The organism is Curtobacterium sp. KBS0715, from assembly GCF_005938005.2.
GTDB classification, from domain to species: Bacteria; Actinomycetota; Actinomycetes; order Actinomycetales; family Microbacteriaceae; genus Curtobacterium; species Curtobacterium flaccumfaciens.
This window is the reverse complement of sequence record NZ_VCCA02000001.1, coordinates 1867834-1887919: the sequence shown is the minus strand read 5'-3', so window position 1 is coordinate 1887919 and position 20086 is coordinate 1867834. Positions and strand designations below refer to the sequence as shown.

Below are 20086 nucleotides of genomic sequence, written 5' to 3'. Positions count from 1 at the left end.
CGAAAACGGAGGCGTCTCGGCGACTGGGCGGCGTCTCGGCGCGCGCTACTTGCTCTTCGAACCCGAGGTGCCCGGCAGGCTGAGGATGTTGTCGGTGCCCTGCGGCACGACGATCAGCGAGCCGTTGTCGCCGGCGCTCTTGAGCGCCTCGATCTCGCGCTGCTTGAGGGCGGCGTCGGAGAGCGGGTGCTCGTTGAGGACCTCGTTGGCGTCGGCCTGCCCCTGTGCCTCGGCGACCTGCTGCTGCGCCTGCACCTTCTTGGCGTCCAGGAGCGCGCGCTCCTTCGTGACCTGGATCTGCGCCTGCTGTGCGGTGGCGTAGGCCTCGATGACCGACTTCGGGGGCGTGATCTCCTGCAGGGCGAAGTTGTCGACGTGCACGCCCGAGCCCTTCCACCGCTTCTCGAGCGCCTGGATCATCGCCTTCTCGACGGTGCCTCGCTTGGTGATCAGTTCGATGGTGGTGAAGTCGTTCGGCACCTGGCGCACGACGCTGCGCACCGAGTTGCCGATGAACTGCGTCTTGAAGTTCTCCTCGGTCTTGTACGACCGGTAGATGTCGGTGACCGACTTCGCGTCGATGCTGTACTGCAGGTTGAGGCTGACGTTCGACGAGACGCCGTCCTGGTCCTGCACCGTGACGTACGGGCCGGAGCGGACGTTGCCGTTGTTGTCCGAGTCGGAGCCGTTGACCGCGTTGATGTAGGTGACGGTCTGGTTGCGGATGTTGAACGTGTGCAGCGTCGCCCACGGCGCCTTGAAGTGGAACCCGGAGTCCGTGCTCTGCCCGACGATGTTGCCGGAGATGTCCACCTGGACCTTCGACTCACCCGTGTCCTGCGCGTACAGGGTGCTGCCGAGCGTGAGCCCGACGAACAGGACGCCGGCGGCGGCCGCGGTCCACGTCGCGATGAGGTTCGGGCGGCGGGTCGGGACGGCGGGGCGTGCCTCGCGACCGGGTGTGGCCGGTCGTGCGGGGGTGGAGTAGGTGCGTGTTCGGAAGAAGAGCGCGACGAGCGCGATGACGAGGAAGACGATGGCGGCGACGAACATGACGATCACTCCTGGATGCTTGTCCGTGCAGTCTGCCGTACCCGGAGGGGTGTGGGTGACTCGAGTGCGCGGGGTCCGTGTCGCCTGGGGTCCGTGTCGCCTGGGGTCCGTGTCGTCTGGTGCGAGGTTGCGCACCTGGTGCGACCCTCGATGCCTCGCACCAGGAGTGCAACCTCGCACCGACCGTACGTCCATCGACCCCGAGCCGCACGCCCGGCCACGCGTCGGGGGTCAGACGTCAGTACTCGGCACGACGCGTCGCCTCGGCGAGGTCGCTCGGGTTCACCACCCCGGCACCTCGACGCGCACCGAACTGATCCGACCGGCGCGCGTCGTCGCCGTCACGGCCGGGTCGTAGCTGTCGGCGGTCGCCAGGTACAGGGTGCGCCCGTCCTCGCCACCGAGCGCACAGTCGATCGCGCAGTCCCCGGGTGCGTCGATGCGGTCCGTCACCTCGCCGCCCTCGACGACCCGCAGGAACTCCCCCGTGTCGACCGAGCAGACCCAGATCGCGCCGTCACGGTCGACGGTGCTGCCGTCCGGGGTCACGCCGCCGGGCAGGGCTGCCCACTCGCGACGTCCGGTCAGCAAACCGTCGTCCTCGATGTCGAAGGCGGTGAGGCGGCCACCCCACGTCTCGCTGACCACCAGGGTCCGGGTGCCGGGCAGGATGTTGGCGCTGTTCGGGAACACCAGGCCCTCGGCGGCGAGGCGGACCGAGCCGTCAGGGTCGATCACGTAGAGCGGGCCGGGGCGCAGTTCCTCGCCCGCGTACAGGTCGTACCCGAAGGCACCGATGTAGGTCCGGCCGGTCTGGGCGTCGACGACCAGGTCGTTCACGAGCGACGACTCGATCGTGGACAGGTCGGCGAACACCGAGGTGCTGCCGTCCGGGTCGACGGCGACGACCGTGCGGGACTCCATCGAGCTGACGATCAACCGCCCGTCGGCGAGCCACCCGAGCCCCGACGACTGCCCGTCGACCGTCGCCTCGAGCCGGGGGCCGTCGGTCGAGGACGGGTCGACCGAGAACACCTCGCCGGTGTGCATGTCCGAGTACCAGAGCCGCCCGTCGTGCCAGCGGTTCCCCTCCGGGAAACGGATGCCGGAGATGACGATGTCGGTCGCGGAGTCCAGGGTGATGTGCACGGATCCAGCCTGCCAGCGGGACCGGGATGCTGCCCGGACGGATGCCGTGACGGCGGCCTAGGGTCGTCCCATGCCGGGTCGTCACCTCATCCACCACCTGGGCGTCTTCGCCAGCGGCTTCGCCGCGAGCGACGCGTTCTACACCGCCGCCCTCGCGCCCCTCGGCATCGGAGCGGGCTACCGCACGGACGCCGTCGCCGAGTTCTGGCAGCACGGGGACGACACCCCGAGCGTCTCGCTCGAGACCGCCCGGACCCCAGAGGCGACGACGCGCGGACTCCACCTGGCGTTCGAGGCCGGGTCACGGAGCGAGGTCGACGCCTTCCACCGCGAAGCCGTCGCCGCTGGCGGGGTGTCCCGGCACGAGCCGCGCTACTGGCCGGAGTACGGCGCGTACACGACGTTCGTGTCCGACCCGGACGGCAACAACGTCGAGGCCCTGATCAAGGAGACCGGTGACTGAGCCGGCGGCTGCACAACGGTCATCAACGGACGAACGGCACGACGCATCTGGCACGATCGACCCATGCCCCTCGACGGAACTCCCCTGCACCGGCTCGGCTTCCTGACGATCGGGTCGTTCGACCCCGCACGACCGTCCGAGGGCCACGAGGACACCCTGCGCGTGATCGAGCGCGCCGAGGCCCTGGGCTTCGACAGCGCCTGGCTGCGCCACCGGCACCTGCAGCACGGCATCTCCTCCCCCGTCGCGGTGCTGGCCGCCGCCTCGCAGCGCACCTCGCGCATCGACCTGGGCACCGCCGTCACCCCGATCGGCGCGGAGAACCCGTTCCGCCTGGCGGAGGAGCTCAGCACGGTCGACGTGCTCCTCGGCGGCCGCCTGAACCCGGGGTTCTCGGTCGGCACCCCGATGAACTTCGACCTGTACCGCGACGCGATCTACCCCGACACCCTGGAGCACGAGGACCTCGGCAACGACCGGCTCCTGCGCTTCCGTGCCCTGGTGCGCGGTGACCCGGTGACGGCCACGGAGACCGTCGAACGCCGCGGCATCGAGGAGTTCGCGAGCACCGTCCAGCCGCACAGCGCCGGCCTGGCCAACCGGATCTGGTACGGCACCGGCAGCACGAAGTCGGCCGTGTGGGCAGGTGAGAACGGCTTCCACCTGCTCACCTCGAGCGTCACCCGCAGCGAGAACGGCACCGACTTCGCCACGAACCAGCGCGCCCAGATCGACGCCTACCTCGACGTCCACCCCGACCCCGCTGCCGCCCGCGTCTCGCAGGGCCTGGTCGTCATCCCGACCGACACCGCGACCGCCGAGCAGGAGGCCCGCTACCGTGCCTACGTCGACAGCCGCTCGGGCCGCGTCGGCGTGCCGCAGGGCCCCGCCGGGATGCTCTTCGCCGCCGATCTGGTGGGCACCTCGGCCGAGATCGCGGACCGGCTGCGTGCCGACGTCGGCTACCAGGCGGTCACCGAGGTCGCCTTCGCACTCCCGTTCTCGTTCGAGCCCGACGACTACGCGCAGATCATCACGGACATCGCCGAGCGGCTGGGTCCGGAACTCGGCTGGGCGCCGCAGGTCGCGGCCTGAGAACGGCGCCAGACCGACGGACTGGAGGCACGGGGCCAGCTGGCACCGTGCCTCCAGTCCGCCGTCGACGCGCGCCCAGGGCGCGCTCAGGCGCCGGATCAGTCCTGCTGGTCCGCCTCCACCGCGTCCCGCAGCCGGTCGAGCACGTCCGGCACCGCTGAGCGCACCCGGCTCCAGCTCGGGATGAACGGCTTGTCGTTCGGCCGCGCCGTGAAGGCGCCGCCGGCGTCGAGGATCGCCTTGGTGAAGAGCTCCACCGCGGCTTCCTCGGCGTGCTGGTCGAACGCGAGCCCGCTCATCTCGGCTTCGTGCCGGTACACCTCGACGATGTCGAGCGCGTTCCGGTAGTACGTCGCCTTGAGCACGCGGAACGAGTCGGACGTGAGCGGGACGCCCATGGTCGCGAGCTTCCGGAGCAGCGACTGCACGATGTCGTTGCCCATCCGGGCGAGGCCGCCGGTGCCGTCGGCCTCGGCGAGGGGCTGGTGCTTGTGGTCGTACGCGTCGGCGATCTCCACCTGGCACACCTGCCGGGTCGCGTAGTCGCGGTAGACCTCGGAGAGCATGCCGATCTCGAGTCCCCAGTCGCCGGGGATCTTCAGGCCGTTCAGCACGTGGGCGCGCATCGCGAACTCGCCGGACAGCGGGTACCGGAAGCTGCTCAGGTACTCCAGGTACTCGGACTCGCCGTAGACCTGGCGGAGCGAGCGGAGCAGCGGCCCCACGAGCAGCCGTGCGGCGCGTCCGTTGATCCGACCGTCGGCGACGCGGGCGTAGTAGCCCTTCGAGAACTCGTAGTCGAACGCGGGGTTCGCGACCGGGTAGAACAGCCGCGCGAGCATGCCCCGCTCGTAGGTGGTGATGTCGCAGTCGTGCAGGGCGATGCAGTCCGCCCGCTCCGACGCCAGGGCGTACCCGGTGCAGTACCAGACGTTCCGGCCCTTGCCGGGCTCCCCCGGTGCCAGGCCCGCGCGCTCCAGTTCGGCGTCGAGTTCGCGCAGCCGCGGCCCGTCGTTCCACAGGATCCGGTGCCGCTGCGGCAGCCGCGTGAAGAACTCGCGGGCGTGCTCGAACTGCGAGCGGTCGGCCCGGTCGAGCCCGATCACGATCTCGCTGAGCCAGTCGGCCTCGGCCAGCTCGTCGACGATCCGCGACAGGGCCGGACGCTCGAGCTCGGAGTACAGCGCCGGCAGGATCAGGCTCATCGGGCGTTTCTCGGCGAAGCCCCGCAGGTCCTCCTCGAGGCTCGCGGTGCTGCGGCGACCGAGGTCGTGGAACGTCGTGATGACGCCGTTCTGGTGGAAGTCGCTCATCGGTGGCTCCTGACGGACGGGGTGGTGAACCGGGTGAGGCCCTCGGTCCAGCCTTGCGGGCCGGGGGCGGTCGTGCGGTGGACGCGCTCGGGGCGGTCGTCGGCGAGTGGTCCGGGTGCCGGGCCGTGCCCGCGGACCACGACGGCGAAGTCGACCGCGTCGAGCATCACCGTGTCGTTCGGGCCGTCACCGAGTCCGATCGTGCGCGGGATGGTCCCCGTCCGGCGCTCGTGGTCGGCGATCAGCGTCCGGACCGCCGCGCCCTTGTCGCGGCCCGCCGGCAGCACGTGCCAGAACCGGCCGCCGCGCACCAGGTCGAGGCCGACGGCGGCGAGCGCCGCGCGGAACGCGTCGGCCCGGTCGTCGTCCTCGGCGTGCCAGAGCAACACCTCGGACGCCTCGCGCTGCTGCGCTCGTCCGGCCGCTTCGAGGTCGAGGCCGGTCCACGCGGCGACGACGGCGTCGGTCACGCCGCCGAAGGTCTCGAACCGCAGATGCAGTGCCCGGCGGACGCGGTCGAGTTCTCCGTGCAGCCGCTCGAGGTCGCCGTCGACCGGTCCGACCAGGACGTCGCCCGCCGGCCCGACGACGACCGCGCCGTTCTCCGCCACGAACGAGTGCCCGTCGAGCCCGGTGCGCGCCTGCAGCGCCGTGATCTCGGCACGCGTCTTGCTGCTGCAGAACACCACGGGGACGTCGTCCGCCCGCAGCTGCTCCAGCATCGGCAGGGCCGCGTCGAACGAGTAGTCGTGGTGGTCGAGGAACGTCCCGTCGAGGTCCGTGACGATCATCAGGTCGGGTGTTGGCATCGTGCTCCGCTGGCGGCTGGCTGGGCTGCGGGCGACGATGCCCCGGACCACCCTGCCACGCGCATGCGTCGGTTGGGTGAACAAGCCGGCGCTGGTCGCGCGACGGGACCAGCGGACGGACTGGAGGCGCGGTGCCAGCTGGCACCGCGCCTCCAGTCCGTCGTCACGCACGCTCAGAGCCAGTGCCGCCGCTTGAACACCGCCCACAGCACGACCGCCAGCAGGACCATCGCGACGATCGCCGCCGGGTACCCCCACGCCCACCGCAGCTCAGGCATGTGCTCGAAGTTCATGCCGTAGATCGACGCCACCAACGTGGGGGCGAACAGGATCGCCGCCCACGACGAGATCTTCTTCACCTCTTCGCCCTGCTCCATCGACGCCCGGGCCAGCCGCCGGCTCTCCTCCCCCTGCGCCAGGCTCGCGCTGGTCATCCGGCGCATCGCGTCGTTCTGCTCCTGCGTCACCAGGGTCGAGTGCAGCGTGAGGGCGTTCTCGAGCAGCGTCCGGAACGTGTCCACCCGCTCGGTGACGCGGATCGCGTGGTCGAGGACGTTCCGCAGCTGGTTCTGCACCTCGGTGTCCGTGCCGTACTTCTCGGCACCCCGCAGCAACGCGTTGAGCATCCCGGGCAGCGGGCCGATGGCGCGCTGGAACCCGATGACCTCGCTGAGCAGCTGGTAGATCCGCCGCGAGGACGCCGGGTCGACGTCGCCGTCGAACAGGTCGTCCTCGATGTCGTCGATGTCGTCCTGCAGCCCGGCGACGACCGGGGCGTAGCTGTCGATGACCTCGTCGAGGACCGCGCAGAGCACCGCCTCGGACCCGCGCCCCAGGGCGTCCGGGTCGGCTTCGAGTCGCTTCCGCACGTCGGCGAGGTTCGGCTGCTCCGCCTGCCGGACGGTGACGACGAAGTCCCGCCCGGTGAACAGGTGCACCTCACCGAACTCGACGGTCTCCTCGTCCTCGTCGTACCAGGCGGGTCGCAGCACCACGAACAGGGTGTCGCCGTAGCGCTCGAGCTTCGCCCGCTGGTGCCCCTTGCGCGCGTCCTCGACGGCGAGCGGGTGCAGCCCGAACTCGTCCGCGACCGAGGCCAGCTCGGTGGCCGTCGGTCGGAACAGCCCGATCCAGGCCATCGCGCCCCTCCCGGCGGCGTCGAGCGCTTCGTACGTGCGCCCGAGGTCCGCGGGCGAGTCCGTCCGTGTTCCGTTGACGTAGATGCCGTTGTCGATGAGGGCCACCGGTGTCCTCCTGGTTCCGTGGTGCATGCGGGCAACCTGCCGAGCATGCCGGACCACCGACGGTGCGAGCGCTTCCCTGACGGACCCCTCACGCTGCGCGCCGGATTCCTGTCGGAGTCCTGACGCGCCCTGGGCGCGACCCCGTGACGGACTGGAGGCGCGGTGCCAGCTGCCACCGTGCCTCCAGTCCGTCACGTGGCAGACGAGACGGCGTGGAGCTGACGGAACGCTCGGCACGACAGCGAAGATGGCCAGGTGAATCGCACCGATCGGCTCTACGGCCTCGTGGAGGAGTTGCGCGCCGTCTCCCCGCAACCGCGGAGCGCGCGTCGCCTCGCGGAGCGGTTCGAGGTGTCGGTCCGGACCATCGAACGGGACGTCTCCGCGTTGCAGCAGTCGGGTGTGCCCATCTGGGCGGAGCCCGGCCGGACGGGTGGGTACGTCATCGACGCGTCCGCGACGCTCGGCCCGGCGGGCTTCACGGCGGATGAAGCCCTCGCGGTGCTGATCGGGCTCGGCTCGCTGGGGCGGAGTCCGTTCCGGCACGCGGCACACACCGCGGCCAGGAAGACGCTCGCGGTGATGCCCGCCGGGGATGCCGCACGAGCCAGCGCGCTGGCGTCCCGGGTGCACTTCCTGGAGGACGACGAGGACACGGTCGTCCCGGCCGGGTTCGCGGCGGCCCTGCGCGCGGATCGAGTCGTGCGGCTCCGGTACCGGGACGCCGACGGAGCGGAGTCCGAACGCGACGTCGAACCGCTGGGGTCGATCGGGAAGGACGGTCAGTGGTACCTGATCGCCTGGTGCCGGAAGCGCGACGGGGTGCGGGCGTTCCGGGGCGACCGGATGCTGTCCGTCGAGGTCACCGACGAGCGGCCCGCGCAGCGCGTCCTGCGATCCGAGGACCTCGCGATCCAGTACGGACGACTCCGGCCGGTCCTCGACGAGTAGCGCGGTCGGTTTCCGGAAACGCGGTCGGTTTCCGGAAACACCGACAGGACGGTGTCGCGGCAGTCGGTGAAGCTGGTCGCTCCGAGTCAGCAGCACCACCGTGAGGAACCCCATGTCGTTCGCATCCGTCCGCATCATCACCGACGACCTCGAAGGCATGGTCGCCTTCTACGAGCGGATCACCGGCCAGCCGGCCGAGCGCCCCGCACCGGTCTTCGCGCAGTTCAGCGGCCCGGGTGCGACCCTCGCGATCGCAAGCACCGCGACAGTGGCCATGCTCGGAGGCACGCTGACGCCCGGGACGAACCGTTCCGTGTTCATCGAGTTCGAGGTCGCCGACGTCGACGGCGACTTCGCCGGACTGCAGCTCGGCAGCGACGACGTCGTCCTGGAGCCGACAACGATGCCGTGGGGCAACCGCTCCGCACTGGTCCGCGACCCGGACGGCAACGTCGTCAACCTGTTCAGCAGGCCCGCCGCCAGCTAGTCGGGGTGCTCAGGCGGCGGCGGCATTCGCCGACGAGCGGCACTCCTCCGGCGGTCGCCCAGCAACGGACTCCGCCGCGATGTCGCGGAGCCGCGCGAGGCGGTCATGGGTGGCGCCGAGGGCCTCGATCTGGCGCCGGATGCGATCGCTCTCCTCGTCGAAGTGGTCGAGCATCGTCCGCGTCGCGACCCCGGTGTCGAGGAAGGGCAGGATCTCGACGATCCGACGACTCGGCATGCCCGCCGCGTAGAGCATCTGCATGAAGCGCACCCGCGCGACATCGGGCTCGCGGTACTCCCGGTGTCCGCCCGTGGTCCGCTCGGACTCGAGGAGGCCCTGTTCCTCGTAGTACCGCAGCGACCGGACGCTGACGCCCGCCCGTTCTGCGAGTTCACCGATCCGCATCGTTCTGTCCCTCGGGCTTGATTCTCACGTTGACGTCAGGTTCTACCGTAGCGGCATGAACCTCTCTGGAGCCACTGCCCTCGTCACCGGCACGAACCGCGGTATCGGTCGCCACCTCGCCGCGCAGCTGATCGCCCGCGGGGCGAAGGTCTACGCCACCGCCCGACGCCCCGAACTGATCGACCTCGAGGGAGTCGAGCGCCTCGCCCTCGACATCACCTCCCCCGCGTCGGTCGCAGCGGCCGCCGCGGTCGCCACCGACGTCGATCTCCTGGTCAACAACGCCGGGATCGCGACCACGGCGACCCTGCTGGGCGATCTGGACGCAGCGCACGCCGACATGGACACGAACGTCTGGGGCACCCTGTCCGTGATCCGCGCGTTCGCGCCGGTCCTGGCGGCGAACGGCGGTGGCGGCATCGTGAACATCGCCTCGGGTGCCTCGTGGCTCGCCATGCCCGGAGCCTCCGCCTACGCGGTGTCGAAGGCCGCCCTGTGGAACATGGGCAACGCGTTGCGTCACGAGCTGGCCGGCCAAGGAACCACGGTGATGTCCGTGCACCTCGGAGTGGCCGACACCGACATGACCGCGGGGATCTCGATGGCCAAGACCGACCCGGCGGACGTGGCGCGCGCGACCCTGGACGGGGTCGAGCGCGACGACTACGAGGTCGTCGTCGACGAGCAGGCCGCGTTGATCAAGCAGATGCTCGCCGGCCGCCCCGAGGAGCTGTACGCCGTGGTGGCGCAGATGCTCGCGTCGTAGGCGCCGGCTTCACGCAGCCTTCGGCACGGCTGCCAGCGTGCGGCCGTGCCGGGCCGCCTGCTCTTCGGCGCGGACCCGCAACTCGTCGGCCAGCTCGGTGAACTGGTCGAGGGCGGGGTTCACCCCGACGAGCGTGAACTCACGCGTCACCACGTCGAGGTCGGGCTGCGACTACTGAGACGGCCCGGTCGTGAGTTCGGCCACCTCGACGACCGCATCGTCCGGCATGTCGGGGTAGTAGTTCTCACGGAGCTGCTGACCGAAGAGCTGCATGTCCGTCTCCGGCGGCTGATGCGCCTGTTCCGCCGTGAGGGTGTCGAGCCGGTATCGGTGCACGGCGGTGATCGTGCCTGCCACCGGTTCGGCGGTCGGGTGATCGTCGAAGACGAACGTCGCTTCGCCGACCTGCACGGACTCGTTCCACCGCACGGTGGTGACCTTCTCGCCGCGGATGATCGCTTCGTGGTGCTTCTGGTGGAAGTGGACGGTCCCTGGGGCTGTGTCGGCCATGCTCCCAGCTTGCCGCACTCCTCGCGGAGCGAGTGCCCCTCCCGCGCTGAGGACTCAGCGATCGAGGAGGACCGGCAACTCGCGATCGGTCTCGGCGACCTGGGTGAGCTTCATGGCGACTGGCCGGAGCGGCCGTGACATCAACACCTTGTTCAGGAGCCCGCGGAGCGCGAGCGCGAGTCGGGACTGCGGGTACGCCAGGGCCTTGAGTCCGCGAGGGAGGTCCTGCACATCGTCGACCAGCGGGCGCATCCACTTCTCGTACGCGGTCAGCGCTGACTCCTGGTCCTGCGTCGCGTCTGCGAGCTCCGCGGCCAGGACGTACCCGGCGGTGAGCGCGAGCGAGGCGCCGCCGCCACCCATCGGCGTGACACACCATCCGGCGTCACCGGCCATCACGACGTGACCGCGGTGCCAGGTCCGCATCCGGATCTGCTGGAGCTGGTCGATGTAGACGTCCGGGGACGTGTCGAGCGCGTCCAGGACCCGCGGCGCCTCCCACCCGACTCCGTCGTACCTGCGCCGCACCGCCGCCAGTGTCTGCTCACGAGTCAGACCGATGACGTCGTCCCCGGGAGAGTAGGCCAGGATCGCGCGCGTGGTGCCGTACGGGTCGGGTCGCAGGTGGACCTGGCGTCCGCGGACGGCGTTGTGCCACCGCCACCGGTCGTCATCGCCGTCGGTCCGGGGGATGGTCCCGAAGACCATCGTGACGTCGAGGTCGCGCTGGTCGACGTCGTCCTCGTCGAAGACCATCGCACGGGTCCGGGACCGCACACCCTCGGCGATGACGAACAGGTCCGCGCGGAGGCGCTGCCCCTTCGCGGTCGTCACGGTGACTCCCGCAGCGTCGTCGTCGACGTCCGACACGGTGTCCCCGTAGACGAAGGAGACGCCGGCCGGAAGGTTCTCGAGGATCGTCCGAGCGAGGTCACCGCGCAGGATCTCGAGTTCCGCTGTCGCACCGCCGGCTCCGTCAGAGGGCAGTTCGGCGGTGACGGCCCCTCGCCCGTCGACGAGGACGGTGCCCGTCTCGGTGGTGTTCCGTGCCTTCACAGCGTCGAACAAGCCCATCTTGCGGAGCACGTCGCGCGCGACGCCTCGGACGTCGACGTTCTGCCCGCCGTCACGGAACGCAGCGGCTCGTTCGATGACGGTCACGTCCCATCCGGTCCGGCGGAGCCAGTAGGCGGTCGAGAGGCCAGCGATACTGGCTCCTGAGATGACAGCGGTGCGGTTTGCCATGGTGTTCCTCCGTTGCGAGCTTTACAATAAAGATACTACACAGTAAAGGAGTCTGATGGACGACGTGTTCGAGGCGGAGTGGGACGCGCCCCAGGTCGAGGTGATGGAAGCGCTCCAGACCTGGGCGGTGGCGTTCGCGGAGCTCAACCAGCTGATGTCCTCATGGCTCGACCTGCCGACCACCGATGCGAACGCCCTCGGACAGGTGATCTGGGCAGACTCGTCCGGCGACCCGCTGTCACCCGCCCGGCTCGGGCAGCGGATCGGGATGACCTCCGGATCCGTGACGGTGCTGCTGAACCGCTTGGAGTCGGCAGGTCTGGTCGCACGCAGCCGCGAGCACACGGACCGGCGCCGGGTGACGCTCCGTCCGACACCGGCTGCGCGGGAACGCGCGCGGGCGTTCACGGAGATGTCGACCGCCGAGATCGCCGCCGCCCTGCAACAGGTGCCTGCGGCGGAGCTCGAGCACCACGCCGCGTTCATCCGCCGCATGGTCGGTGCCGCGTCGGATGCCGCGGACCGGCTCCGCGGATAGACGTCATCGAAGTTGCCTGGCCGATCACCAGGGTTCTCGTTGGCCGATCGCCAGCTGCTTATTCACCGTTGATCTCTCATCTTGAGCGCTGCTAGCGTTCGTTCAACTGGTCCGATGATGGCGAAGGGTGGCAACGATGCCGTTCTGTGCCCCTCGTCGACTGTTCTCCACCAAGCCTGCGCCCGAGTTCGTCGGACCGCGGCCGATCCCTCCCGGAGTCATGGCAACGCAGAACTGAGCTGACCACGAAGGTCGGCCTCTCCCCGCCGCGAGCGTTGTGCTCGCGTGCTTCTGCTTGCCCGCGCCGTCGTGCGACGACGGCGCGACGACTTCACGGGACCACATCCATGTTCTTCACCCCTGCCCGGTTTCGGGCCTCACTCGCGAGCTTGCGCGAACACCGTTTCGTCACCTTTGCAGTCTTGACCGACACCATCGGCGCCGGCCTCACGCTGCCACTGACGATCGTCTACTTCACCATCACCACCGACGTGCCGCTTGCAGTGCTCGGGGCCGTCTCCACCGTCGCGACACTGGTTGCTCTCCCGATCGGACTGGTCGGTGGCGTCCTCACCGATCGATTCGGCGCGAAGGCGTCGATGATCCTCAACAACCTCCTCTCGGCAGCGGGCTTCACGCTCTACCTGTTCGCCCATGACCCGATGATGATCTTCGCGGCGATCTTCCTCGCCAACGGCTCCGAGCGGCTCTACTGGACCTCATGGACCGCGTACGTCCACGACCTCGCTGAAGGCCGCCCGTTCGAGCGGTGGTTCGCGTTCCTCGAAGCGACGAAGGCCGCAGCGCTCGGCGCTGGCGCGATCATCGCCGCGGTCACCCTCGCGAACGGCCACCAAGACGGGTTGCGGTGGCTGATCCTCGCCAACGTCGTCACCAGCGTTCTGGCGGCCGGCGTGTTCGCGACGCAACCCACCGGGCATCGATCCACGCCGCCGTCCGCCCTCGCAGATGCGGAAGAGGCGGACACGACCGGGTCACTTCGTTCCTTCATCGCCGACCGGTCGATGCGACTCATCACGCTCGGACAGTTCCTCATCGGTCCCGCAATGGTGTTGCCGAACGTCGCGTTCAGCGTTCTGTTCGTCGAGCAGTGGGGCATGTCCCCAGCGGTCGCGCCCGTCCAGTTCGCTGTCGCTACGGGCCTGTGCGCGTTGCTCCAGACCTCCGTGACCCGCTGGGTTGCTGGTCAGCAGCGTGGAACGCTCATCGCGCTCGGTGCAGTCTTGACTGCCGCGACCGCAGCACCGCTCATCGTTCTTCCTCCGCTGCACGGGCTGGCGGCGTGGTCCTTCGTCATCGTGGTCGCGATCCTGCTGGCAGCTGCGGACATGATCTACCTCCCGGCCGCCAACGCGGTCATGGCCGAAGCTCCACACCCTCGAATCCGCGGCCGAGCGATCGGGGTGTTCCAGACCGCGAGCTCGATCGGCATGGCACTGTTCCCGCTCACTCTCGGACTCTTGGACTCGCGCACGCCCTGGCTGCTCTGGCTCATCGCCACGGGTGTGTTCCTCGCCGCCGCCTGGGCTTGGCACAGAGCGGTCCGGGGTTTGCCGGGACGCGTACAAGTCGCCGAGCCGACCGACATCGACGCTTGAACAGTGTCTTGGGCGAACTGTCTTGCTCGCAGCGTCGCGGTCTGCCAGCGTTGGCGCATGGGCGAGGACGCGACCACGCTGCGTGGAGTGCTCGGGTTCCGCCCGTACTGGTCCGCTGCGACCGTCTCATCGTTCGGATCAGCAGTCAGCGCGGTCGCCGTACCGGTTCTCGTGGTGACCGTGCTGCACGCCAGCCCGTTCGAGGTGGGGCTGGTGAACGCTGCCCAGTTCCTCCCGTACGCGTTGTTCGGGCTGATCGTCGGCGCGTACGTCGATCGATTCCGGCGCAAGCCACTCCTGATCTGGGCGAGTGTCGGTCGTGGCGTGTGCCTGGGCGCGATCCCGGTGCTCTGGTTCACCGGGCTCTTGAACCTCTGGGTGACGGCGGCGGCGTTGTTCGTGTTCGGCATCCTGTCCGTCATCGGATTCGCCGCGACGCAGTCCCTCCTCCCTCGAATCGTCCCTCGCCCGCTCCTCCTGGCGGCGAATGCGCGGGTCGACCAGAGTGATGCGGCAGCGCAGACGGTGGGCCCGGCTCTCGGAGGTGTCCTGGTCAGCATCGTGACCGCGCCGGTCGCGATCGCCCTCGACGCGGTGAGCTACTTCATCGACGCCGTCCTCATCGCGCGCGTCCGCGTCATCGAGCAGACGCCAGCGCGCACGGCGGGTGCGCGGTTGCGGAGCGACATCGCCGACGGTCTGCGGTGGACGTACGGTCATGCGACGCTCGCACCGCTGGCGCTGTCGACACATCTCTGGTTCCTCGCCAACGCCGCCGGACTGACGGTGTTCGCGACACTCGCGCTCCGCACCTTCGCGCTCCCAGCGGCCGTGTACGGGGGCATCCTCGCCGTCAGCGGTGTCGCGATGCTCCTCGGCGCCACCGCTGCGCCGCGCCTCGGTACCCGCTTCGGTGCCGGCCGGACGATCATCGCCGCTCGAGCCGCGTACCCGGTCGCCTGGGCCGCCGTCACGCTCACGACGGTCGGCACCGGCACCGCAGGAACACCGGCGACTGTCGCGGTGTTGTTCGTCGCCTTCGCCGTGCACGGCGCTGCAGCGGGCTGCGAGAACGCGAACGAGATGAGTCTCCGCCAGACCGTCACACCCGACGCGCTGCTCGGTCGGATGAACGGCACGATGCGCAGCGCGAACAGGACCGTCGCGGCTGCAGGAGCAGTGGGCGGCGGCGCGCTCATGACCGTCGCTGGAGATGGCGTCGCGCTGCTCGCGGTGACGCTCGTGTTCGCCGGCGCCGTCGTCGTGGCGATGTGCTCACCACTCAGGACGATCGCCGTTCGGTAACGGGGAGCTCGAGCACCACGCCGTGTTCATCCGCCGCATGGTCGGTGCAGCGTCGGACGCTGCGGATCGGCTCCGCGGGTGAGACCCCGCGGACACTCGGCTCAACGGTCAGGCTGGTGCACCCTGGCGGCTCACGGACCGCTTCGACACTCACTCGCTCCCCGGAACGCGCTCGGCGCTCAAGCGGGGGAAGAGCTGCTCGGCGGCTGTTCGGTGCACCTCGCCCAGTCGTTCTGCGCCGGGGCCGTCGTAGGTGTCCAGGTCGTGGTCGAAGCGGGCGCTCCAATCGGGGTGCGCGTAGGGGAAGTCGCTGCCGTAGAGGACATGGCCGGGTTCCGCGAACGCCAGCAGTGACGGCAGCGAGGCGGGAGACGCGGACAGTGCGGTGTCGAAGTAGAACTTCCGGAGGCCCGCCTGGATGCTCTCCGGCGTGGTGTCGGGGTTGAACATCGCGGCGGCGCTGAATCGACTGGCTGCGTACGGCAGGAACCCGCCGGCGTGGGAGAGGATGACGCGGAGGTTCGGGTACCGGTCGAACACGCCGTGCGCGACGAGGTCCACGGCGGTGCGGGTGGTGTCGAACGGGAAGTCCAGCAATGCAGTCGGCATCCCTGGCAGCTGGGTGATCGGTGGTGCGGTGGGGTGCACGAAGACCACGGCCGAGCGCGCGGCGAGTTCTGCCCAGAGCGGCTCGTACGCGGGGTCGCCGAGGTACCGTCCGTGCGCGTTCGACAGCAGGAGCACCCCGTCGGCGTGGAGTTCGTCGAGTGCTCGCACAGCCTCGGCGACGGCACCATCGAAGTCCGGCAGCGGCAGCACCGCGAAGTGCCCGAACCGGTCCGGCGCCTCACGGACCAGCTCGGCCTGGTAGTCGTTCAGTTCGCGGGCGAGTTCCCGCGCCGCGGCGTCGTCACCGAAGTGCACGCCGGGTGCGCTGATCGAGAGCATTCCGGTCTCGATCCCCGCCTCGTCCATCATCTCGATCGCCGCTCGGGGGCTCCACTCCGGCATCAGCCAGCCACCGATGGCCCGAGGCCCTCGTCGCGGTGCGGTCCCGCCGCTTCCACCCCACGGGTCCCACTGCGCGGACCCTCCGGTCGCAGCCGGCGCATCCCCCGGGGCGCCGGCCCCCATCGCTTTCGATCCTGCCGCTGCCAGCGCCTCGAAGTAGCGGGGCGGGAGCAGGTGCTGGTGGACATCGATCTTTCCTGGCATGGTGCAGTCCTCCGATCGTCCCCAGCAATGAGGGCTGGTTGTCGTGTCCAGGAGTGGGTGCCTCGAGGGATCCCCGCCCGTCGAGGACCCCTGTTGCATTCAGGGCGTTGGGGTCAACGGCAGCAAGGCCGCGTTGGGCGTGACTGCAGCGGCCTCGAGGTGGGAGCCCGAGGGTCCGGCCGTCTGGCGGGGATCGCGCTCGGAGCGGAGGCCGCCCTTCGGTCGAGCCGCGGCTTCGCGTCGGTTCCGGATGAGCATCGCCGTCAGCGTGAGCAGGATGCCTGCCACGGCCCAGATGCTCAGCCGGATGATCGGGGCGGCGACCGCGGCGCCGTCGAAGTACTGGACGGACCGCAGCAGGTCGAGCGCGTCGCCCTGTGGGAAGACGTAGTAGAGCGTCTGGAAGAAGTCGTTGAGGACGTGGATCCCGAGCGGGCCACCGGACGACGTGTTCCCGAGGATCACCAGGGCGAGCGTCATCACCAGAGCCGCGATGGTTCCGCCGAGTGCTGCGACGCCCGTGACCGCTCCCCCGATGGCGAGTCCGGTCAGCCAGAGGGTCCCGAACACGGCCCAGGGGCCGACGGTCACCGCTCCGAGTGCGGAGTCGATCCACAGGGTGATCAGTCCGGCGAGGAGACCGGTGTAGAGCACGAGGACGATGCTGCGCTCGATGAACTTCGCCGCTGTGTCGACAGTGCCGAGGATGCGTCCGAACACCGTCGCACCGAGGGCGGCCCCCAGGCCGGCGAAGAGGATCGCGTAGAACTCGATCGATCCGACCGGGTCCTGCTTCGGCAGGGGTGCGAGGTCTGCGGCCGTGTTGGTGGTCCGCAGTTTCGCTGCGATCGAGTCACCGATACCGGAGATCGCCTGTCCGAGGCCACGGCCGCCGCCGCTGGCGATGTAGGTGGTGACGCCGGCGCCCTTCCCCGGAGCAGGCAACACGACAGCGCCGTCGACGTCGCGGTCGAGCACCGCGGTCCGCGCCTGCTGGTCAGAGGCCACGACGGTGAGGTCCAGCGATCCTTGCTGCTCGAGCGCGACGATCGCGTCAGCGTCGCCGGTGACCGCGAGGTGCACGTTGTTCGGCGTCGGGTCGCCGAACGCGCTCGAGTAGCTCGTCAGCATCGCCATCGCGAGGAGCAGGATCGCGATCCCGCCGAGGATCACGTTCCGGTAGCGATGAGCCGATCCCGGCCCTTCGGAGTTCAGCGTTCCGCCCGCGACCGCCGCTTCGAAGGCCGGGTGCTGCGGGCCGTCTCGCCGGTCCGGTGCGGGTTCGGTCACGTGCGTCATGGTGTCCTTTACAGTTGTCCAGTAGATGACGAACGTACATCAGAGCTCTCAGGCTGGCAAGATGGACGCATGACGGAGGGAACGCCCACGGCGGCACTCGCGAGCCAGCGGGTGGACCCGCGCATCACCCGCACCCGCGCCGCCCTGATCCGGGCGTTGACCGCACTCGTGTCCGAGGCGCCGAAGGGCGAGACGATCTCGATGAGTGCAGTGGCGCAGCGAGCTGGCTTGAGCAGGCAGGCGCTCCACAACCACTACAGCAACGTCGGTGACCTCGCGACAGATGTCTGGATCAGTCGACTCCTCGAAGACCATCTTCCCCTCGACGAGGGCGCGGCGAACCTCGCGCAGGCCCTCACCGACGCCGTTCGCGAACGCGGGATCGAACCGCTGCTCACCGCAGGACGATCGGATCGGGAGTTCTTCGACAAGCTCCGTGCCATCCCGCGCGGCGAGCGGGTCACCGAGGTGCTGGCTTCGGCGATGACGACGTGGCTGACGGAGTCCGATTGCGATGGCCCCCGACCGGTGGTCGCACTCAGCGGGGACGCCCGCACCTTCACGATCGGCGGCATGATCGCGCTGGTGTCGACGTGGCAGATGGCCGACGCACCGCCGAGCACCGCGCAGCAGGTCGCCACGCTCCGCACGTTCGCAGCCGCGGCAGCCGGTGCCCGCACCGACTGACGTGCAGAGCGCCACCATGCAGAGTTCGCGGCAGCCACCCGTCCAGGCCGGCCGGCCCGGACGGGTGTGTCGTCAGCCGTCGTAGGCGACGTAGTGCAGTTCGGCGTCCCGCCGCTCGTCATGGAGCTTCACGTACGACTGCGCGATGACCGCGGGCTCCGCATCCGGTCGCCCACCTCCGATCAGGGCGGTGATCGCGACGAAACCGACGTAGACACCCTTCTCCGCGACGGCGGCACCGAGGTTGAGGATCCAGTTCCGGAGCCCTGCGGCTGCGATGTTGACGTTCCCGCGGACCGGAGTCCGGGCGAGCGCACCACCACCGGTCGTCACGAGGACCGTGCCTGTGCCCGCGGCGATCATGTCGGGCAGCACCGCACCGACGGCCGCGATGGCGCCACCGAGGTAGAAGTCGATCTGTGGCTGCAGGTTGTCCATCGTCACGTCCACGGCATCGACCGACTCCAGTGCCCGATCCGCCGGCGAGTACTCGAGGACGTCGATCGGACCGAGCGACTCCCGGATCGACCGGAGTGCGCCTCGGATCGTGTCGGGCTCGCTGACGTCGGCGGTGAACCCGCGAGCCTGGATGCCCTCCGCGACGAGCGCACTCGCCAGGGCATCCACCTTCGCCTGGCTGCGGGCAACGAGCGCGACGTCGAAGCCCTTCTTCCCGAAGGCGCGAGCGATCTCGAGACCCAGTCCGGGTCCCGCGCCGATGATGGTGATGAGGGGCATGATGTGTCCTTTCGTGGCCCACCGCCGGGCCCTGCAAGCTGGTGCGGTAAGTTGAGAACGTCCTCAAATCCACTGCAGCATATGTTGAGACCGCCCTCAAGATCCTTCGGAGTCGCTGTGAGCACCCCACCCCGTCTGCGTCGAGACGCGCAGGTGAACCTCCAGAAGCTGCGCGCCGCCGCCATCGCCGTGTTCTCGCAGCGAGGGTTGTCCGCTCCCCTGGAGGACATCGCCCGGGAAGCCGGCGTGAGCATCGGCACGCTCTACAACCGCGTCGGATCGCGCGAAGAACTCATCGACGCCGTCGTGCCCGACATCGCAGGGGCAAAACTCAAGACCCTGCGAGACCGGACACTGTCGCAGGACAGTCCCCGTTCCCAGTTGGAGACCTTCATCGCCGAGATGATCGACCTCCAACGAAGCGACCCGGCCATGAACGACGCAATGCTGCGGCGCTACCCGGACGCCGTGCTCCTCATCAACGCTTGCGAACGATCCATGGCGCTCGGCGCCGAACTCGTCGCCAACGCACACAGCGCCGGAGTGCTCGCCGAGGACTTCACCGCCGACGACCTGATGGCCGTCCTGTGGCTGGCCGGGATGGCCAGCCACGACCCTGCAGCCCCGGAAGGATGGCGTCACGTCGTGGACCGGAGCGTGTCCGCAGCCTGGCTTGCCTGAGGGTCATGCCACGGCGATCGTCACGGAGTACCACTGACCCACCGGGCAGCCGCCCCGTGTCGCGCGAAGCCGATCGCACCCTGACCGTTCACCTGATTGCCGACGGGAGCGCCCCGATCTGCCCGAGGATGCTGAGCACGTCCGGCTGGCCGACCTCGTCGACGATCAGTCCCTCGTCGAAACGGTAGAAGTTGCTCGCGTTCGCGACCACCGTCCTCCCCGTAGCGGGGACACCGAGGAACTCGCCGTCGTGCGTGCCGCGCAGTTCGAAACGTGCTGCGACTTCGTCGCCCTCGACGACGATCCGGTCGGTGCTCCACTGGATGTCGGAGAACGCGCCCCGCATGATCGTCAGGATCTGCATGTACCCCGGCAGCCCGCGCAGCGGCTCGGGCGAGAACGGCGTCAAGAACGCCGCTTCGGGTGCGATGACCGTCTCACCGATGGACGGGTCGGCGCTGTTGATGAAGTCGACGAATCGCAGGAAGGAGAGGCGTGTGTCTGTGGTCATGGA

At 69.5% G+C, this 20086-nt stretch carries 23 protein-coding genes; 10 read left to right on the top strand and 13 right to left on the bottom strand.

Annotated elements, in window-relative coordinates:
• Positions 1-45: 45 nt before the first annotated feature.
• Positions 46-1053 carry an SPFH domain-containing protein gene (locus FFG40_RS09090; RefSeq protein WP_260678909.1) on the bottom strand — a complete coding sequence of 336 codons (1008 nt, stop codon included), beginning with the start codon at positions 1051-1053 and terminating at the stop codon, positions 46-48.
• 282 nt (positions 1054-1335) lie between these two features.
• Positions 1336-2202: an SMP-30/gluconolactonase/LRE family protein gene (locus FFG40_RS09085; RefSeq protein ID WP_138802950.1), complete on the bottom strand. Its 867-nt coding sequence runs from the start codon at positions 2200-2202 to the stop codon at positions 1336-1338.
• A gap of 70 nt (positions 2203-2272) precedes the next feature.
• Between FFG40_RS09085 and FFG40_RS09080 the strand changes: the two genes are divergently transcribed.
• Complete coding sequence (locus FFG40_RS09080) at positions 2273-2665, top strand: VOC family protein (protein WP_138802949.1); 393 nt, start codon at positions 2273-2275, stop codon at positions 2663-2665.
• A 63-nt stretch (positions 2666-2728) separates the two neighbouring features.
• Positions 2729-3760, top strand: a complete 1032-nt coding sequence (locus tag FFG40_RS09075) for an LLM class flavin-dependent oxidoreductase (RefSeq protein WP_138802948.1) — start codon at positions 2729-2731, stop codon at positions 3758-3760.
• 98 nt (positions 3761-3858) lie between these two features.
• On the opposite strand, the gene FFG40_RS09070 is transcribed toward FFG40_RS09075, so the two are convergent.
• From FFG40_RS09070 to FFG40_RS09060, 3 genes are all read right to left on the bottom strand, one after another.
• A complete protein-coding gene (locus tag FFG40_RS09070; protein ID WP_138802947.1) occupies positions 3859-5073 on the bottom strand; it encodes a glycosyl transferase in 1215 nt (404 codons plus the stop codon).
• Entirely contained in the window at positions 5070-5882 is an 813-nt protein-coding gene (locus FFG40_RS09065) for a mannosyl-3-phosphoglycerate phosphatase (RefSeq protein WP_138802946.1), read from the bottom strand. The genes FFG40_RS09070 and FFG40_RS09065 overlap by 4 nt, the downstream gene beginning before the upstream one ends.
• A 173-nt stretch (positions 5883-6055) precedes the next feature.
• On the bottom strand, positions 6056-7126 hold the full coding sequence (locus FFG40_RS09060) for a magnesium and cobalt transport protein CorA (RefSeq protein WP_138802945.1): 1071 nt from the start codon (positions 7124-7126) through the stop codon (positions 6056-6058).
• Between the two features lie 255 nt (positions 7127-7381).
• On the opposite strand from FFG40_RS09060, the gene FFG40_RS09055 reads away from it, so the two are divergent.
• The gene (locus tag FFG40_RS09055; RefSeq protein WP_138802944.1) at positions 7382-8077 is read left to right on the top strand and encodes a YafY family protein; all 696 of its coding nucleotides are present in this window, start codon (positions 7382-7384) and stop codon (positions 8075-8077) included.
• A gap of 112 nt (positions 8078-8189) precedes the next feature.
• Positions 8190-8564 (top strand): VOC family protein, encoded by a 375-nt coding sequence (locus FFG40_RS09050; protein WP_138802943.1) that lies wholly within the window; start codon positions 8190-8192, stop codon positions 8562-8564.
• 9 nt (positions 8565-8573) lie between these two features.
• Here the strand turns inward: FFG40_RS09050 and FFG40_RS09045 are convergent, their stop codons facing one another.
• The gene (locus tag FFG40_RS09045) at positions 8574-8969 is read right to left on the bottom strand and encodes a MerR family transcriptional regulator (RefSeq protein WP_027464801.1); all 396 of its coding nucleotides are present in this window, start codon (positions 8967-8969) and stop codon (positions 8574-8576) included.
• 55 nt (positions 8970-9024) lie between these two features.
• Between FFG40_RS09045 and FFG40_RS09040 the strand changes: the two genes are divergently transcribed.
• Positions 9025-9735: an SDR family oxidoreductase gene (locus FFG40_RS09040; protein ID WP_138802942.1), complete on the top strand. Its 711-nt coding sequence runs from the start codon at positions 9025-9027 to the stop codon at positions 9733-9735.
• 9 nt (positions 9736-9744) lie between these two features.
• Here FFG40_RS09040 and FFG40_RS17105 read toward each other — a convergent pair whose 3' ends face one another.
• From FFG40_RS17105 to FFG40_RS09030, 3 genes are read right to left on the bottom strand one after another with little or no spacing between them, the layout of a single operon-like run.
• Positions 9745-9885, bottom strand: coding sequence for a hypothetical protein (locus tag FFG40_RS17105; RefSeq protein WP_181422692.1), 141 nt, complete (start codon positions 9883-9885; stop codon positions 9745-9747).
• A gap of 21 nt (positions 9886-9906) precedes the next feature.
• Positions 9907-10245 (bottom strand): ASCH domain-containing protein, encoded by a 339-nt coding sequence (locus FFG40_RS09035; protein WP_138802941.1) that lies wholly within the window; start codon positions 10243-10245, stop codon positions 9907-9909.
• A gap of 54 nt (positions 10246-10299) precedes the next feature.
• A complete protein-coding gene (locus FFG40_RS09030; RefSeq protein WP_138802940.1) occupies positions 10300-11490 on the bottom strand; it encodes an FAD-dependent monooxygenase in 1191 nt (396 codons plus the stop codon).
• A 55-nt stretch (positions 11491-11545) separates the two neighbouring features.
• Between FFG40_RS09030 and FFG40_RS09025 the strand changes: the two genes are divergently transcribed.
• From FFG40_RS09025 to FFG40_RS09015, 3 genes are all read left to right on the top strand, one after another.
• The gene (locus tag FFG40_RS09025; RefSeq protein ID WP_138802939.1) at positions 11546-12028 is read left to right on the top strand and encodes a MarR family winged helix-turn-helix transcriptional regulator; all 483 of its coding nucleotides are present in this window, start codon (positions 11546-11548) and stop codon (positions 12026-12028) included.
• 347 nt (positions 12029-12375) lie between these two features.
• Positions 12376-13647 (top strand): MFS transporter, encoded by a 1272-nt coding sequence (locus FFG40_RS09020; protein WP_138802938.1) that lies wholly within the window; start codon positions 12376-12378, stop codon positions 13645-13647.
• A 57-nt stretch (positions 13648-13704) separates the two neighbouring features.
• Positions 13705-14952 carry an MFS transporter gene (locus FFG40_RS09015; protein ID WP_138802937.1) on the top strand — a complete coding sequence of 416 codons (1248 nt, stop codon included), beginning with the start codon at positions 13705-13707 and terminating at the stop codon, positions 14950-14952.
• Positions 14953-15102: 150 nt separating this feature from the next.
• Here the strand turns inward: FFG40_RS09015 and FFG40_RS09005 are convergent, their stop codons facing one another.
• Positions 15103-16167, bottom strand: coding sequence for an amidohydrolase family protein (locus tag FFG40_RS09005; protein ID WP_081612183.1), 1065 nt, complete (start codon positions 16165-16167; stop codon positions 15103-15105).
• A gap of 99 nt (positions 16168-16266) precedes the next feature.
• Complete coding sequence (locus FFG40_RS09000; RefSeq protein WP_138802936.1) at positions 16267-17457, bottom strand: ABC transporter permease; 1191 nt, start codon at positions 17455-17457, stop codon at positions 16267-16269.
• A 78-nt stretch (positions 17458-17535) separates the two neighbouring features.
• Here FFG40_RS09000 and FFG40_RS08995 point away from each other — a divergent pair, with 78 nt between their 5' ends.
• Entirely contained in the window at positions 17536-18153 is a 618-nt protein-coding gene (locus FFG40_RS08995) for a TetR/AcrR family transcriptional regulator (protein ID WP_017885862.1), read from the top strand.
• A gap of 72 nt (positions 18154-18225) precedes the next feature.
• Here the strand turns inward: FFG40_RS08995 and FFG40_RS08990 are convergent, their stop codons facing one another.
• A complete protein-coding gene (locus tag FFG40_RS08990; RefSeq protein WP_017885863.1) occupies positions 18226-18891 on the bottom strand; it encodes an SDR family oxidoreductase in 666 nt (221 codons plus the stop codon).
• Between the two features lie 153 nt (positions 18892-19044).
• Here FFG40_RS08990 and FFG40_RS08985 point away from each other — a divergent pair, with 153 nt between their 5' ends.
• Entirely contained in the window at positions 19045-19572 is a 528-nt protein-coding gene (locus FFG40_RS08985) for a TetR/AcrR family transcriptional regulator (RefSeq protein ID WP_260678840.1), read from the top strand.
• An 88-nt stretch (positions 19573-19660) separates the two neighbouring features.
• On the opposite strand, the gene FFG40_RS08980 is transcribed toward FFG40_RS08985, so the two are convergent.
• Entirely contained in the window at positions 19661-20083 is a 423-nt protein-coding gene (locus tag FFG40_RS08980; protein ID WP_056071192.1) for an ester cyclase, read from the bottom strand.
• Positions 20084-20086 lie beyond the last annotated feature (3 nt).